13 protein-coding genes are annotated in these 15,502 nt (G+C 70.7%); 6 read left to right on the forward strand and 7 right to left on the reverse strand.

The annotated features are described in order from the left end of the window. The first annotated feature begins 7 nt into the window (after window positions 1–7). Window positions 8–2,821, forward strand: coding sequence for an AMP-binding protein (locus BCF74_RS08060; RefSeq protein WP_245889269.1), 2,814 nt, complete (start codon window positions 8–10; stop codon window positions 2,819–2,821). Here BCF74_RS08060 and BCF74_RS08065 read toward each other — a convergent pair. From BCF74_RS08065 to dnaA, 7 genes are all read right to left on the reverse strand, one after another. Further along, window positions 2,719–4,317 carry a protealysin inhibitor emfourin gene (locus BCF74_RS08065; protein WP_106297446.1) on the reverse strand — a complete coding sequence of 533 codons (1,599 nt, stop codon included), beginning with the start codon at window positions 4,315–4,317 and terminating at the stop codon, window positions 2,719–2,721. The two genes, BCF74_RS08060 and BCF74_RS08065, sit on opposite strands and share 103 nt — an antisense overlap. A gap of 99 nt (window positions 4,318–4,416) precedes the next feature. After that, window positions 4,417–5,661, reverse strand: a complete 1,245-nt coding sequence (locus BCF74_RS08070) for a phosphodiester glycosidase family protein (RefSeq protein ID WP_106297447.1) — start codon at window positions 5,659–5,661, stop codon at window positions 4,417–4,419. Between the two features lie 81 nt (window positions 5,662–5,742). Further along, entirely contained in the window at window positions 5,743–6,387 is a 645-nt protein-coding gene (locus tag BCF74_RS08075) for a DciA family protein (protein ID WP_106297448.1), read from the reverse strand. Next, window positions 6,380–7,576 carry a DNA replication/repair protein RecF gene (recF, locus tag BCF74_RS08080; protein ID WP_106297449.1) on the reverse strand — a complete coding sequence of 399 codons (1,197 nt, stop codon included), beginning with the start codon at window positions 7,574–7,576 and terminating at the stop codon, window positions 6,380–6,382. The genes BCF74_RS08075 and recF overlap by 8 nt, the downstream gene beginning before the upstream one ends. Before the next feature lie 11 nt (window positions 7,577–7,587). Continuing rightward, window positions 7,588–8,775, reverse strand: a complete 1,188-nt coding sequence (gene gnd / locus BCF74_RS08085; RefSeq protein WP_106297450.1) for a phosphogluconate dehydrogenase (NAD(+)-dependent, decarboxylating) — start codon at window positions 8,773–8,775, stop codon at window positions 7,588–7,590. 145 nt (window positions 8,776–8,920) lie between these two features. Then, window positions 8,921–10,054, reverse strand: coding sequence for a DNA polymerase III subunit beta (dnaN, locus tag BCF74_RS08090; protein WP_106297451.1), 1,134 nt, complete (start codon window positions 10,052–10,054; stop codon window positions 8,921–8,923). 707 nt (window positions 10,055–10,761) lie between these two features. Then, entirely contained in the window at window positions 10,762–12,354 is a 1,593-nt protein-coding gene (gene dnaA, locus BCF74_RS08095; RefSeq protein WP_106297452.1) for a chromosomal replication initiator protein DnaA, read from the reverse strand. A 439-nt stretch (window positions 12,355–12,793) separates the two neighbouring features. Between dnaA and rpmH the strand changes: the two genes are divergently transcribed. The 5 genes from rpmH to BCF74_RS08120 all read left to right on the forward strand — a co-directional run bounded on the left by rpmH (window position 12,794) and on the right by BCF74_RS08120 (window position 15,484). Continuing rightward, window positions 12,794–12,931, forward strand: coding sequence for a 50S ribosomal protein L34 (gene rpmH / locus BCF74_RS08100; protein WP_106297453.1), 138 nt, complete (start codon window positions 12,794–12,796; stop codon window positions 12,929–12,931). 8 nt (window positions 12,932–12,939) lie between these two features. Continuing rightward, window positions 12,940–13,305 carry a ribonuclease P protein component gene (rnpA, locus tag BCF74_RS08105; RefSeq protein WP_106297454.1) on the forward strand — a complete coding sequence of 122 codons (366 nt, stop codon included), beginning with the start codon at window positions 12,940–12,942 and terminating at the stop codon, window positions 13,303–13,305. Next, on the forward strand, window positions 13,302–13,628 hold the full coding sequence (gene yidD, locus BCF74_RS08110) for a membrane protein insertion efficiency factor YidD (RefSeq protein WP_106297455.1): 327 nt from the start codon (window positions 13,302–13,304) through the stop codon (window positions 13,626–13,628). The genes rnpA and yidD overlap by 4 nt, the downstream gene beginning before the upstream one ends. Window positions 13,629–13,698: 70 nt before the next feature. After that, window positions 13,699–14,661 (forward strand): membrane protein insertase YidC, encoded by a 963-nt coding sequence (gene yidC, locus BCF74_RS08115; RefSeq protein ID WP_106297456.1) that lies wholly within the window; start codon window positions 13,699–13,701, stop codon window positions 14,659–14,661. A 103-nt stretch (window positions 14,662–14,764) separates the two neighbouring features. Next, window positions 14,765–15,484: a Jag family protein gene (locus BCF74_RS08120; protein ID WP_106297457.1), complete on the forward strand. Its 720-nt coding sequence runs from the start codon at window positions 14,765–14,767 to the stop codon at window positions 15,482–15,484. Window positions 15,485–15,502: the final 18 nt, after the last annotated feature.

A 15,502-nucleotide genomic window follows, 5' to 3' on the forward strand; every position in this document is an offset into this window, starting at 1 on the left:
CGGGGTTGTGACGACCGTGGCCGGCGCCCGTGACCGCGTCGCCCTCGTCGGGCGGCTGCGGTCGTTCGGTGACGCCGTGGCGCTCACCTGGGTCGGTGGTTCCGGTGGTCTCGAGACGTTGACGTATGCCGGCCTCGCGGCGCGCGTGGACGCGCGTCGACGCGCGCTTGGGGAGACCCCGCGGCTCGTCGCCATTGAGATGTCGAACGACGTCGAGACCGTGGTGACGCTGCTCGCCTGCCTCGCCGGCGGGCACCCGGCGCTGTGTGCGTCCCCGGGAGGTCCCGGACCCGCTGCGCCGCAGGAGCCGTCGTGGTGGGAGGCGTGGGACCCGGACGTCGTGGCCCGCGGTGACGCGCTGGTCTCGCGGCGGGCCGGGACGGCGCACGACCTGCACCCCGACCTCGCGCTGCTGCTCTCGACCTCGGGCAGCACCGGCTCGCCCAAGCTCGTCCGGCTCTCGGCCGCGAACGTCGACTGCAACGCGGCCCAGATCGTCGACGCGCTCGCGATCACGGGCGACGACGTCGCGGCGACGACGCTGCCGCTGCAGTACTGCTACGGGCTGTCGGTCCTGCTGAGCCACCTGTCGGTGGGGGCGTCGGTGCTGCTCACCGACCTGTCCGTCGTGGACGAGTGCTTCTGGTCGGCCTTCGTCGCGGCGGGCGGGACGACCTTGGCCGGGGTGCCCTACACCTTCGACCTCCTCGACGCCGCCGGGTTCGCGTCGCGGGAGCTGCCGCGGCTGCGCTCGGTCACCCAGGCCGGCGGACGGCTCGCGCCAGACGCCGTGCGCCGCTGGGCCCGCCTCGGCGAGGAGCGGGGCTTCGACTTCACGGTGATGTACGGCCAGACCGAGGCGACCGCCCGGATGGCGACGCTCCCGGCGCGGCTGGCGTCGGAGAACCCGACGTCGATCGGGGTCGCGGTGCGGGGCGGGCACTTCGCCCTGGCACCCGTGGAGGACGACATGGCCGCTGACTCCGTGTCCCCAACCGTCCACTTGGGTGAGCTCGGGACGGGTGGGGTTGGTGAGCTCACCTACGAGGGCGGCAACGTCATGATGGGCTACGCCCTCGAGCCGGCCGACCTGGCACGCGGCGCCGAGGTGACCACGCTGCATACCGGCGACCTCGCCCGCTTCACCGCCGACGGGCTCGTCGAGATCGTCGGACGGCTCGGACGCTTCGCCAAGGTCGTCGGGCTGCGGCTCGACCTCGACCGGATCGAACGCGATCTGGGCGACCTTCCGGGGCTGGACCACACGGCATACGTCATGGACGGCGGCGACCGCCTGCTCGTCACGGTCGTCGACGCGACGGATTCCGTTGTCGCGCAGGTGCGTTCGTTCGTCAGTGACCGGTATGCCGTCCCGCGCGCCGCCGTCGTCGTCGCACCCGTCGCAGCAGCCGACGTCCCCCGGACCGCGTCCGGCAAGGTGGACAGACCAAGCCTCACCGAGCGACTTATTGCGCTTTCCGGCACCACGGAGCGACTTATTGCGCTTTCCGGCCGCACTGCGGACGAGTCACCGATGTCGGAACGGGCCGGAAAGCGCAATAAGTCGGACCAGAACGGGACCGGCGTGAATCTCGCCGAGGGGATCCGTGGGATCTATGCGGACGTGCTCGACCGGCCGGACGCGTCGGTCGACGACAGCTTCGTGACGTTGCGCGGTGACTCGCTCTCGTACGTCGAGGCGTCGGTCCGCCTCGAAGGGCTCCTCGGAACGCTCCCGCCGTCGTGGCACGTCCGCCCGATTCGGGAGCTCGCCGAGCTCGCCGCACCGACCGCCCACGACGATGCACCGGACCGGGCGCCGAACCGCTTGTCGTGGCTGCGGCTGCGCTCGCTCGAGACCTCTCTCGTCCTGCGGGCACTCGCCATCGTCGCGATCGTGCTCACCCACGCGGAGGTCATCGAGGTCCGCGGTGGCGCGCACGTCCTGCTCGCGGTCGCCGGGTTCGCGTTCGCGCGGTTCCAGCTGTCGGGGGAGAGCCGGGCCGGTCGGGTCGCGCACGTCCTGGAGTCGTTGACCCGGATCGCGCTGCCCGCGATGGTGTGGGTCGCGGTGCTCGTGCTCATCGACGAGCGCTACTCGTGGTGGAACGCTGCCCTGCTCACGTCGGTGGCCGGGGACGACGTCAACGCGCAGTGGCGGTACTGGTTCGTCGAGGCGGTCGTCCAGATCCTCGCGCTGCTCGCGGTGCTGCTCGTGATCCCGTGGGTGGACCGGCTCGAGCGGGCCCGTCCGTTCGCGGTGCCGCTGGCCCTCGCGGTCGCGGGGCTGGTCTTCCGGTTCGGGCTCGTCCCGGTCGGGACGCACCACGTCAACGGCCGGGCCGCGATGGTGCTGTGGCTCTTCGCCCTCGGCTGGGCGATGGCCCGGGCCTCGGCGACGTGGCAGCGCTGGCTGCTCACGGCATACGTCCTCGCCGTGGTTCCGGGGTTCTTCGGTGGCGACATGGAGCGGGAGTGGACGATCGTCGCGGGGTTGCTCGTGCTCACGTGGGTGCGGGCGGTCAGGGTGCCGGCGTTCGTCGTGCCGCTGCTCGTGCCGCTCGCGTCGGCGTCGCTGTTCATCTACCTCGTGCAGTGGGAGGTCATGGGGCGCGTGGGGTACTCGCTGCTCGGGGCGTGCGTCGCCGTGCTCACCGGATGGATCGCGTGGCGGGGTGCGTCACCCATCGTCGAGCCGGTGGCCCGCTGGGTCGGGGCTCAGAGCTCGAGGGTCCTGTCGAAGAGCTCTCGCACGGGCCGCGGCAGCGCCGGCTCGGGGATGGTGACGTCGAGCGGCGGCTCCTCGCAGCTCACGCCGTAGCGGAACGCGTCGGGGACCATCCGCTCCTGCGCCAGCCGCCTGAGGGTGGGGCTGCTGAGCAGCGTGCGCCACTCGTCGGCGTCACCCCGGGGGAGCTCGGCCAGGTCGACGGTGCGCTCGCGAACCATGCCCGCGACGCCGCCGGTGCGCCGGACGCTCACCTGCTGCGGCGCGCCCTCGCTCGGAGTGGTGTCGGGGTCCGAGTCGGGTGCCGGCTCCGGCCGGGGCCCAGGGGTGGGGCTCGGTGCGGGTGTCGGGCTGGGTGACGGCGTGGGGCTGGGCGAGGGCTCTGGGGTCGGGGTGGGCTGTGGCGTCTCGCCGCCCGGTCCGCCGGTGTCGCCGCCATCCGTCCCCGCGCCGTCCGTGACGCCCACGGCGCGCCACGCGTCACGCACGGCAGCCACCTCGGGTGAGTCCGCGCCATACAGGCTCTCCGCCGCGGTCTCGGTGAGGGCAGCGAAGGTGGGGAAGTCGCAGTCGGCCTTGATGTCGCCGGTGATGGCGCCGTACCAGATCGCGCCGGGCCGCTCCCACGCGTTGCCGCCGAGGGTCGTCGCGACGAGGTGGAACGCCTTGTTCGGGATGCCGGAGTTGATGTGCACGCCGCCGTTGTCGTCGTCGGTGACGACGTAGCCGTCCATGTGCCCGGCCTGCGGGTCCTTGCCGAGGCGCGGGTCGTCGTAGGCGGTGCCCGGCTCCTTCATCGAGCGCAGGCCGACGCCCTGGACGCCGGGGGCGAGCAGTTCGGCGCCGATGATCCAGTCGGACTGCTCGGCGCTCTGGCCGAGGGTGCGCTGCTTGACGAGGATGCCGAAGACGTCCGAGACGTGCTCGTTGAGGGCTCCGGACTGGTCCTGGTAGTTCAGGCCGGAGGTGTATTGCGTGACGCCGTGCGCGAGCTCGTGCCCGATGACGTCGAGGCTGCGGGTGAACCCGAGGAGAATCTCGCCGTCGCCGTCGCCGAAGACCATCTGGGTGCCGTCCCAGAAGGCGTTGTCGTAGTTCGTGCCGTAGTGGACGGTGGCGATGAGGCCGAGCCCGCGGTCGTCGAGGGAGTTGCGCCCGTATGCCGCGTTCCACAGTTCCCAGGTCGCGCCGAGCCCGTCGTAGGCCTCGTTGACCGCGGTGTCGTCGGTGGGCGGGTCGCCCTCCTTGCGGACCTGGGTGCCGGGGAGGTCGGTCGTGTTCTTGGCGTCGTGGATGAGCCGGTTCGGCGCCTCCTCGGTGGCGCGAGCCTCGCTGCGGCTGACGCTCGGGCTGGGGCTGGCGGTGGGGCTGGTCGTCGGGTCCGGCTGGAGCGAGCGCTGGCGGGCCATCCGCTCGTAGCGGAGCTTGTCGAGGCGCAGCGTCTCGCGGGCGCGTTCCTCGAGGTGCGGCTGGCCGGAGGTGGCGAGTGCCTCGAGGACGTAGGGCGGGACGATCGAGCAGCACACCGGGCTCGGCGCGGGCTCGTGCTTGGCGGGCGTCGAGGTCAGGGGCTGGTCGGTGCTGCTCATGCGTCCATCCTCACCCTCGGCACCGACACCCGCACCCCGAGGGACGGCCGGTCCGGTTCAGACCGGTCGGGCTGGGCCCGTGAGGGCGCACTGCCGTCGTCAGCGCCCGGGAACCCAGACGAGCGCGTCCCCGACCGGACGCTGCACGTTCCCGCTGCCGCTCGGGGTGTTCACCGGACCCGCTGCAGTGGCCATCGTGGTCGAGCCACCTCCGTCGAGGTTGACGGCGTCCACGAGTCCCAGGGATCGGGCGACCGCGGCGGTTTCCGCGATGGTGGTGCCGACACTGCTCGTCATGCGACCGTCGATCGTCGCCAGGACGATGGTGCCCTCCGCGGTGCGACCCATGAGCGTGCGCGGGTTGCGGCCGAAGAAGCTGCCCGTCCCGACGGGAGCAACGACTCGGCCGTCCTCCGTCAGTCGGTACCGCCCATTGACGCCATACGTCTTCGGGGTGAGGGGAAGCCGGTTGCCCACGGCGTCCTCGACCGACTGGCGCAGGGTCAAGCACGTCGTGGGACCGGCCACGGCCTGCAGCGCCGTGACCTCCGGACCCGTGGCCTGCACCGCCGACTGTCCCGCGGACAGGGCGGTTCCCCGCGTCGTCCAACTCGTGCGGACGACGCATCCGCGACGGTCCAGCACGACCTCGGCACCCGGACCGGATGGAGTGCGGGCACCGAACTCCGGGGTGATCCAGTCCGTCTCCCCGGTCGCGCCCGGCGGGTGGTTGACGGCGTTGATGGTGACCGTGGCTCCAGTGCGCCTGTCGACCGCCGAGCCGGACCACTGCACCTTCCCGAACACCATCCGGCCGCTCTGACCGTCGAAGACGACATCCTCCTCCGCCGGGTCCGTGGTCGGTTCGGACAGCAGCGTGCCCTCGAAGACCCCGAGCCCCACCGGGTCCCCGGGGTACTGCGCACTCGCCGTGAAGGTGAAGAACGAGGCATTGGTGCCGATGAGGCCGCCAGTGAACCCCACGAGGTCCGACACGCTCTCGGTGCGGGCCAGGTCGGGACCGTAGGTCGCGACGAGTCGACCGCGCGCTGCCGCAGGCTCGATCGTCAGGGTGTTGACCACCCACGGGCCCTCGTCGGTGGTGGCGATGTCCTCGGGTGCCGCGGGGGTCGCACCGCGCACGATTCGGGTGAGCGTCACTCCACGGGCGAGCGTCGTGCTGGTCCGGGTCTCCGGCAGCGTCGCCACGCCGAGCGGCAGGGCGTCGGTCGCGGCCGAGCCGGGACTGGAGGCGGTCGGGGTCGCGGCGGGGGCAGGGGCCGCAGCGATGGACAGAGCGAGTCCCGCGGGAACGGCCGCGCAGAGGAGGCGTCTCAGGATCATGGGTCCGACGGTCTCCCACGGTCGCCGGCGGTGGGCGAGCGCGAGGTGAACGGTCGGCGAACCTCTGCGCGCCCCGCGCGCTCAGCCGTAGGTGTCCCGCGGTCCACGGCCGTCCTGGACCCGCCGTCCGCCGCGGGACCACGACGGCGCGCTCGGCCCGACGACCCGGATCGCGCTCACCGTCCCCTCACCGACCTCACGGGCCAGCGCACCCATGAGCGTGTTCGACATGAGCCGCAGGTTCGTCGCCCAGGCCGTCGAGTCGGCGCGCACGGTGAGCACCGTGTCGACGAACTCCACCGGCCGGCAGTGCTGCGCGACCTCCGGACCGACGATCGACTCCCACCGGCCGATCACCGAGCCGACGGCGACGTCGACCTTCCACCCGCGCTCGGAGACGAACGCGTCGAGCTCGTCCCCGAGCAGCTGCGGGTCCCGGCCACCCCGCCGGGACTCACCCCCACCCCCGGTGACGTCCCGGAACCGGCGCTTCGGCTTCACCCCCGGGCGCAGCCCCTTGGCCCGGGCCGCCGCTCGCGCCCGGGCCAGCGCGTCCGCGGGAGCCGACTCGAGGTCCTCGAGCGCCGCGTCATTCGCGGCCCTCTCGTCGACAGCCGCCGCGTCCCCGACCGTTTCACGTGAAACCTCACCACCGTCGCCGGATCCGCCCGATCCACGTCGTCGCGAATCCCCTTCTCCCACAACGGAATTCACGTCGTCACTCACGCGCGGTCACCTCACCCAGCGACACGGCATACGTCCGGCCGCGCAGCGCCTCGGGAACGTCCGCCTCGACCGCGGCGGTGATGAGCACCTGCTCACAGTCGGCGACCATCGCCGCGAGGCGCTCGCGCCGGCCCGAGTCGAGCTCGGCGAAGACGTCGTCGAGGATGAGGATCGGGTCGTCACCGAGGTCGTGGCGGAGCAGCTGGTATGCCGCGAGCCGCAGTCCCAGCGCGAAGCTCCAGGACTCGCCGTGGCTGGCATATCCCTTCGCCGGCAGCTCCCCGAGGGAGAGCACGACGTCGTCGCGGTGCGGTCCGACGAGGTTGACCCCGCGCTCGATCTCCTGGTCGCGGACCTCGGCGTAGGACTCGACGAGCTCGTCGTGGATCTCGGCGATCTCCGGCACCTCCCCGGCGGCGATCCGCGAGGCGATCGGCTCCCGCAGCGAGGAACGGTAGGAGACCCGGGCGTCGGACTGCCCTGCGCTCACCTCGTCGTAGGCCTTGCCGAGCAACGGTCCGAGGTCGCGCAGCAACCGCAGCCGGGCATAGATGAGCGGCACCGCGACGGCGGAGAGTTGGGCGTTCCACACGTCGAGGGTGTGTAGGGCGCTCTCGCGCGCCTCGTCGGCGTCGACCCCCTCGACGGGACGCCGCCGCTTGCCCCGGCCGCGCAGCACCGGCGCCGCGGACTTCAGCAGGGCGCCGCGCTGCTTGAGGATCTTGTCGTGGTCGGCCCGCACCGCGGCCCACTTGGGCTGGCGCAGCACGAGCAGGTCGTCGAGGAAGCGTCGCCGCTCCGACGGGTCACCCTTGACGAGCGCCAGGTCCTCCGGCGCGAAGAGGACGGTCCGGACCTGGCCGAGCACGTCCCGGGTGCGCGTCAGCGGCGACTTGCCCAGGCGTGCCCGGTTGGCCCGGCCCGGCGTGATCTCGAGCTCGACGAGCGTCTCCCGCCCGTCGCGCACGACCGCGCCACGGATCACCGCCTGCTGTGCCCCGAAACGGACGAGCGGTGCGTCCGCCGACACCCGGTGCGAGGACAGGGTCGCGAGGTAGCCGATCGCCTCGACGAGGTTGGTCTTGCCCTGCCCGTTGAGCCCGACGAAGGTCGTGATGCCGGGCTCGAGGGCGACCTCGGCGCTGGGGTAGCTGCGGAAGTCGCCGACGGAGAGGTGCCGGACGTACACCGTGGGGGTGCTCAGGCCTTCTTCGCAGCGGCCTTGCGCGTCGTGGCCTTCTTCGCGGCCGCCTTGCGCGTCGACGCCGAACCCGCGGCCCGGCCACCCGTCGAGCGCGCCCGGGTCGAGCCGGTGCCCGACGTCGGACCAGCCGCAGAACCCGTCGATCCCGAACCCGACGACGGACCAGCCGCCGCGGCCTTGCGACCCACGGCCGCAGCCTTCTTCGCGCTCTTGACCGGCTTCTCCTTGCGGGCGGCCTTGCGCTTCGAGGCCTCCGGGGTCTTGACGCCCTTCGTCGCCTCGGCGCGCAGCTGGTCACCCTCGGCGATCGTCATGACCTGGTGTCCACCGAACTGGCCACGCAGTGCCGCGACGGCCTGCATCGTCGGCGAGGACTCCTGGCGCGAGGCGAACCGCGCGAACAGCGACGCCGAGATGACCGGCATCGGCACGGCGAGGTTGATCGCCTCCTCGACGGTCCAGCGGCCCTCGCCGGAGTCGGCCGTGTAGTCCGAGACGTCCTCGAGCGTGGGGTTCTCCTCGAGCGCCTTGACCATGAGGTCGAGCAGCCAGGACCGCACGACGGTGCCGCGGCTCCACGCCTTGAACGAGCCGGGCACGTCCTTGACGATGTCCTTCTTCTCGAGCAGCTCGTAGCCCTCGGCGTACGCGGCCATGAGGCCGTACTCGATCCCGTTGTGGACCATCTTCACGTAGTGGCCCGCACCGGTGTCGCCGGCGTGGACGAAGCCCTCGTCGCGCGGACCCTCCGGCCGCAGTGCGTCGAAGATCGGCATCGCCTTGGCGACGTTGGCCTTCGTGCCGCCGACCATGAGGCCGTAGCCGTTCTCGAGGCCCCAGATGCCGCCGGAGACACCGCAGTCGAGGTAGCCGATGCCCTTGGCCTTGAGCAGCTTCTCGTTCTCGAGGTCGTCGGTGAACTTGCTGTTCCCGCCGTCGATGACGAGGTCGCCCTTGTCGAGCAGCTCGGAGAGCTTCTTGATCGTCTCGCGGGTCGGGTCACCGTGCGGGACCATGACCCACACGACGCGCGGCGCGTCGAGCGCCTTGACGAGTGCGGGCAGCGACTTCACGTCGGAGACGGCGGGGTTGCGGTCGTAGCCCACGACCTCGTGGCCCGCGCGGCGGATGCGCTCGCGCATGTTGCCGCCCATCTTGCCCAGGCCGATGAGTCCCAGCTGCATTGCTACCCCTTCACGTTGGTGCGAAAAGCGTTGTGGTGAGTGAATTTTCGTGTCCACGGTGCGTGGTCGCCGCGGTGCGTCGTCCTCGTATGCCGGCCGCGCGGCATACGTGCGACCGCGAGACCACCGCCCACGCTACGCCGCCTCAGGACGCGAAACGCACCGGCATGATGACGTAGCGGTAGCTCGTGTCCGCCTCGCCGTCGGCCTCGGCCTGTCCGGAGAGCACGGCGGGCCGCGACGGCTGCGTGAACGAGAGCCGGCTGAAGTCGGTGCCGACGGCGCCGAGGCCGTCGAGGAGGAAGCCGGGGTTGAAGGCGACCTCGATGTCCGGGCCGGTGAGCGTCGCCTCGACGGCCTCGCTCGCCTGGGCGTCCTCACCGGTGCCGGCCTCGATGGCGACCTGGCCCTCGGTGAACCGCAGCCGCACCGGGGTGTTGCGCTCGGCGACGAGGGCGACACGCTTGACGGCCTCGACGAGCTCGGCCGTGCTGACGACGGCCTCGGTGTCCGAGGAGGTCGGGAAGATCGAGCTCACCTTGGGGTACTCGCCGTCGAGGAGCCGCGTCGTCGTGCGCCGCGAGCCGGCCTCGAAGCCGACGAGCCCGTCACCGCCGGCCGCGTCGCCGAGGGCGACCTCGATCGAGCCCGAGGCGCCCAGCGAACGCGCCGTGTCGGTGAGCGTGCGCGCCGGGACGAGGACGACGTGGCTCGCGGAGCTGTCGCTCGGGTTCCACGTGAGCTCGCGCATGGCGAGGCGGTAGCGGTCGGTCGCGAGGAGGGTCATCGTGTCGCCCTCGATCTCGACCCGCACGCCGGTGAGAATCGGCAAGGTGTCGCCGCGGTCGGCTGCGACCGACACCTGGCTCACCGCCTGGGTGAAGAGCTGGCCGTCGATCGAGCCGCTCGCCTCGGGCGAGGTCGGCAGCGTCGGGTAGTCCTCGGACGGCATCTGCAGCAGCGAGAACCGGCTCGAGCCGCAGGTGACCTGGACCTTGGAGCCCGAGGCCTCGACGTCGACCGGCTTGTTCGGCAGGTTGCGCGAGATGTCCGCGAGCAGGCGTCCTAGCACGAGCACGGTGCCGGCCTCGCTGACCTCGGCGGGCACGGTGAGTCGCGCGGAGACCTCGTAGTCGAACGCCGAGAGCGTCACGGTCCCCTCGTCGCTGGCCTCGATGAGGATGCCGGCGAGGACGGGCACGGGCGGACGCGCGGGCAGCCCACGGGCCACCCAGGTGACCGCCTCGGCCAGGACCTCACGCTCGACGCGGAACTTCACGGCATACCTCACTGTTTTCTGGGCGTACTTGGGGAGGCGAGCCCTCGGCTCGCACACGACGCAGCCCGCTCAGCGACGTGCCGTGCAGCACGGCGCAGGCGGGACCACAGACCCTAGTACACGAGCGTGACACTCGGCACCCGCACGGAGCGCTCGGTCTGGGGCTGTGCGGGTCGGGTCGGGTCGTTCCACAGGCAGGTCATCGGGGCAGGACATCAGGTTGAGGGATCTCATCAGAGTTGTCGGAGGTGTGGATCCTGTGGACAACGGTCTCTTCGCGCAGGTCAGGGTGGGTTTCAGGGTCGTGGACGACGCGTGGACCGGGTGTGGACGCGTCGTGGCTGGCTGTTGAGGGTTCGTATGCCGTCCCGTGGCGTCCACGAACCTGTCACCCGCCGTCCACGTCCGTCCTGTGGTTGTCCACAGTTGTCCACAGCTTCTGGGGACAAACCGGGGAATCTCGGCGTCCCCAACCCGTCCCCACACCGTCCACAGACCTGTCCACACCCGGTTTCCCACATGGTTGTCCACAGGGCGTGGATGAGGGTTCGTGCGGCAGGGCCCACGTGTCGTGCGGGGACTGCGCAGGTGACGAAACGATGACGGCGGACCCACAGCTGTGGACAACCGTGTGGACGAGTGGCGTTCCGGGCGCGATGGCGGGTGCGTCAGGGTGGCGCGGCAGGGTGAAGCGTCAGCGTGGCGCGTCAGCGGGACTGTTGCTTGATCCGGTTCGTCAGCTCGGTGACCTGGTTGTAGATCGCCCGGCGCTCGGCCATGAGCTGGCGGATCTTCTTGTCGGCGTGCATGACCGTGGTGTGGTCGCGGCCGCCGAACTGCTGGCCGATCTTGGGCAGGGACAGGTCGGTGAGCTCGCGGCAGAGGTACATCGCGATCTGCCGGGCCGTGACGAGCACGCGCGAGCGGGACTGGCCCTGCAGGTCCTCGAGGGTGAGGCCGAAGTAGGCCGCCGTCTGCGCCATGATCGTCGCCGGCGTGATCTGGCTCGCCGAGTCGTGCGGGATGAGGTCCTTGAGGACGATCTCCGCGAGCGAGATGTCGACCGGCTGCCGGTTGAGGTTGGCGAAGGCCGTGACGCGGATGAGCGCGCCCTCGAGCTCGCGGATGTTCGTCGTGATCCGTGACGCGATGAACTCGAGCACGTCGTCGGGGACCGAGAGCTTCTCCTGGGCGGCCTTCTTGCGCAGGATCGCGATGCGGGTCTCGAGGTCGGGCGGCTGCACGTCGGTCATGAGCCCCCACTCGAACCGGCTGCGCATCCGCTCCTCGAAGCCGCTGAGCAGCTTGGGCGGGAGGTCGCTTGTGATGACGACCTGCTTGTTCGCGTTGTGGAGGGTGTTGAACGTGTGGAAGAACTCCTCCTGGGTCTGCACCTTGCCCTGGAGGAACTGGATGTCGTCGATGAGCAGCACGTCGACGTCGCGGTAGCGGCGCTGGAAGTTCGCGGCCTTGTCGTCGCGGATGCTGTTGATGAAGTCGTTGGTGAACTCCTCGGAGTTCACGTAGCGCACCTTCACGTGCGGGAAGAGGTTGCGCGCGTAGTGGCCGATGGCGTGCAGCAGGTGGGTTTTGCCCAGCCCGGACTCGCCGTAGATGAACAGGGGGTTGTACGCCTTGGCCGGCGTCTCCGCGACGGCGAGGGCCGCCGCGTTGGCGAACCGGTTGCTCGCGCCGATGACGAAGGTGTCGAAGGTGTACTTCGGGTTGAGCCGGGTGAGCTCGACCTGCTCCGGGACGGTCGCGCCGGGGCGGGGTCGCAGTGCGCCGGGTGCCGGGGTCGCGGTCGTCGCAGGCGGGGCTCCGGCGCCGGCGGTCCCCGCGTGGTCGGGGCGGGAGCCGTCCTGCTCGATGTCCACGTCGTCGTCGACGAGCGCGATGCCGTCGAGCTCGGCGCGTCGCTTGGCCCGGCGACCGTCGGCGTCGGTAGCCGGGGCGTCGGACCCCGAGGCAGGGCCCCCCTGGGTGGGGCCTGCCGTGCTCGCCTCCGGTGTGGCGGCGGGCTCCGGGTCATTCGCCTCGGGAGCCGGCGCGTCGGCGAGGGACTGGTCGACGGTGACGGCGAGCCGGACGTCGTGGCCGAGCTGGCTGCTCAGCGTCTCGGTGACCCGCTCCCGCAGCCGGGTCTCGACGATGTCCTTGGTGAAGTCGTTGGGGACGGCGATGAGTGCGGTGTCGTCGAGCAGTCCCACGAGCCGGGCGAGCGAGAGAAAGGCCCGCTGTTGCACGGGGATCCCGTCGTTGTCGAGGGCATCGAGGGTCGTGCGCCAGATCTGGTCCATCCCCACGTCCGGCACCGGACCACCCGTTCCTTCCCTGCTCCGCTCGCGTCATGCCCTGTGTCCACAGGGTTGTCCACAGTCTGTGGGTATGCCGCGAGACGCTAACAACCCGGTGCCGGGGCGGCAACTCCGGAGCCGTGGTTGTGCGGGGACCCCGCGAGAGTTCTTGTGCCGGACCCGGCGTGTCGTGCCGTGGTCCGGACGTCGTGAGGTGAGAGCATAGGCGGTTCGGCGTCTGCCGTGGGCGCTTCCGTGCGAGTTTGACCACGATGACGGCTCTCCCGTACCGTTGACAGGCCTGTTGCGGCGGCCGGTGACGCATGTCCTGCGCACCCTGAGCCCGCACGGCCACGAGCCAGCACCACCAGTACCAACCCGAAGCCAGACCCTCCCGGCCGACCGTCGTGGGGGATCGCCGCCCCTCGAGAAGAGATCGACCGTGAGCAAGCGTACGTTCCAGCCCAACAACCGTCGCCGGGCCAAGACCCACGGCTTCCGCCTGCGCATGCGCACCCGCGCGGGCCGCGCCATCCTCTCCGCCCGCCGCCGCAAGGGCCGCTCCGAGCTCTCCGCCTGAGGCTGACGGTGCTGCCGGCGCGGCACCGACTGCGTGAGCGGTCGGACTTCGCGTCGGCGATCCGGGCCCCCGGTGCGACGCGAGCCGGATCGAGGATCCTCGTGGTGCACGCCAACGTGACCGACTCTCGTGCGGGACTCCCGCCGCGGGTCGGTTTCGTCGTGTCCAGGGCCGTGGGCAACGCCGTCGTCCGCAACCGGACCAAGCGCCGACTGCGCGCGGTCTTCGCAGGCGAGCTGGCCGGCATACCGGATGGCGTCGACGTCGTCGTCCGAGCGCAACCGGCCGCTGCGACGGCCACCTTCGCGGAACTCTCCGAAGCGCTGAAACTGTTGCTGCACAAGGCAATTCGTCGTCTCGAGGCGTCCGTATGACGCTCGGTCAGGTCGCGGCACAGCCTCTCGTCTGGGTCGTGCGCGCCTACCAGCTGCTCATCTCGCCGATGACCCCGGCGACGTGCCGCTACTTCCCGTCCTGCTCCGCGTATGCCGTGACGGCTTTGCGTCGGCACGGCCTGTTCCGGGGAACCTGGCTCACGCTCCGGCGGTTGGGCAGGTGTCACCCGTGGACAGCCGGCGGCGTCGACCACGTGCCGCCGCTTCCGGGACATCCCGACGACGGTGAGCTCATCGCACGTCACATCCCGCCGACGCCGAGCGAGCCGGCCTCGCAGCAGTCGACGAGTGCACAGACTTGACCACTGACCCGTCTGCCAGCAGCGGACGGGCCAACCCCGGCGGTGACGCCGACCCGACACGAAGGACAGCATGGGCGACTTCTTCAACAGCGTGCTCCGACCGATCGAGCTTCTCGTCGCGTGGATCATGTATGGCTTCCACGAGGTCTTCACGACGCTCGGCCTCGACCCGGCCTCCGGTCTGGCGTGGGGCCTGTCGATCATCGGCCTCGTCATCGTCATGCGGGCCGCAATGATCCCGCTGTTCGTCAAGCAGATCAACGCCTCGCGCAAGATGCAGCTCATCCAGCCCGAGTTGCAGAAGATCCAGAAGAAGTACAAGGGCAAGACCGACCCTGAGTCCCGCCAGGCGATGACCCAGGAGACGATGGCGCTCTACAAGAAGGAGGGCACCAACCCGTTCTCCTCGTGTCTGCCCATCCTCGTGCAGTCGCCGTTCTTCTTCGGTCTCTTCCGCGTGCTCAACGGACTCGACGAGATCGGTGCGGGGAAGCAGGAGGCCATCGGCCCGATCACCCGCGAGGTCGCGGGTCAGGCCGAGCAGGCCACGATCTTCGGTGCCCAGCTGTCCGACACCTTCCTCGGGGCGAACAACCCGGCGACCTACATCGTCACGGTCGTCCTCATCATCCTCATGTCGCTGACGACGTTCCTGACGCAACGTCAGCTCATGACGAAGAACATGCCGGCGTCCGCGCTGGACAACCCGTTCGCGAAGCAGCAGAAGCTGATCATGTACGTCATGCCGATCGTCTTCGCGGTCTCTGGCATCAACTTCCCGATCGGTGTCCTCCTCTACTGGTTCACGACGAACGTGTGGTCGATGGTCCAGCAGTTCTACGTCATCCGGAACCGTCCCGCCCCCGGCTCGGCCGCGGAGAAGGCGTACCACGAGCGGCTCGCCAGGCGCGGCAAGCCGATCCCCGGTGAGGCCGAGCGCAAGGCGGCCGAGGCGAAGGCGGCCGAGGAGGCCGCGGCCGGGCAGGGCCAGCGCGTCCAGCCCAAGGGCAAGAAGCGCGCCAAGAAGAAGTGACCACCACGCCGTGTCACGGTCCGGCCGGAATGATGCCCTGACCTGCGACGATACGGCTCAGCACGGGTCGGCGCGACGCCGGCCACCACGAGAGGAACCACCCATGACCGAGACGAGTGACGTCACCGAACAGAGCGCAGCGGAGGCCTCGTCGAACGCTGTTGTCGACGAGACCGTCGAGAACGACGCAACCCGCGAGACCGCCGCCCCTGAGGGCGTGACCGGCGTGCCCGCACGCGACCAGGCCCCCGCCGAGACGGACGCCAGCGACACGGACACCGAGACCACGGACACCGACGACACCGCGGGCGAGGCTGCTCCGGCCGCACGACGGGAGCGCGCCGAGCGCGCCGAGCCGGCCGACCTCGAGAAGGAGGGTGAGGTCGCGGCCGACTTCCTCGAGACACTCCTCGACATCTGCGACCTCGACGGTGACATCGACGTCGACATCGACGGTGACCGTGCCGCGGTCGCTGTGGTCGACTCCGAGGAGGGCCGCGTTCCGCGCCGCCTCGTCGGAGACAACGGCAAGGTGCTCGACGCGCTCCAGGAGCTGACCCGCCTCGCGGTGCAGTCCGCCACCGGTCAGCGCAGCCGGCTCATGCTCGACGTCGCGGGTCACCGCGCCGGTCGCCGCGCTGAGCTCGTCGAGATCGCAAAGTCCGCCATCGCGTCGGTCAAGGACTCCGGTGAGCGCGCCGAGCTCGAGCCCATGACGGCCTTCGAGCGCAAGGTCGTCCACGACGAGGTCCTCGCCGCTGGGCTCGTCTCCGAGTCCGAGGGCGCTGAACCGCGACGCTTCGTCGTCGTCCTGCCCGCGTGAGCGATGTTTCACGTGAAA

This window comes from Knoellia remsis (assembly GCF_003002895.1).
Taxonomy (GTDB): domain Bacteria; phylum Actinomycetota; class Actinomycetes; order Actinomycetales; family Dermatophilaceae; genus Knoellia; species Knoellia remsis.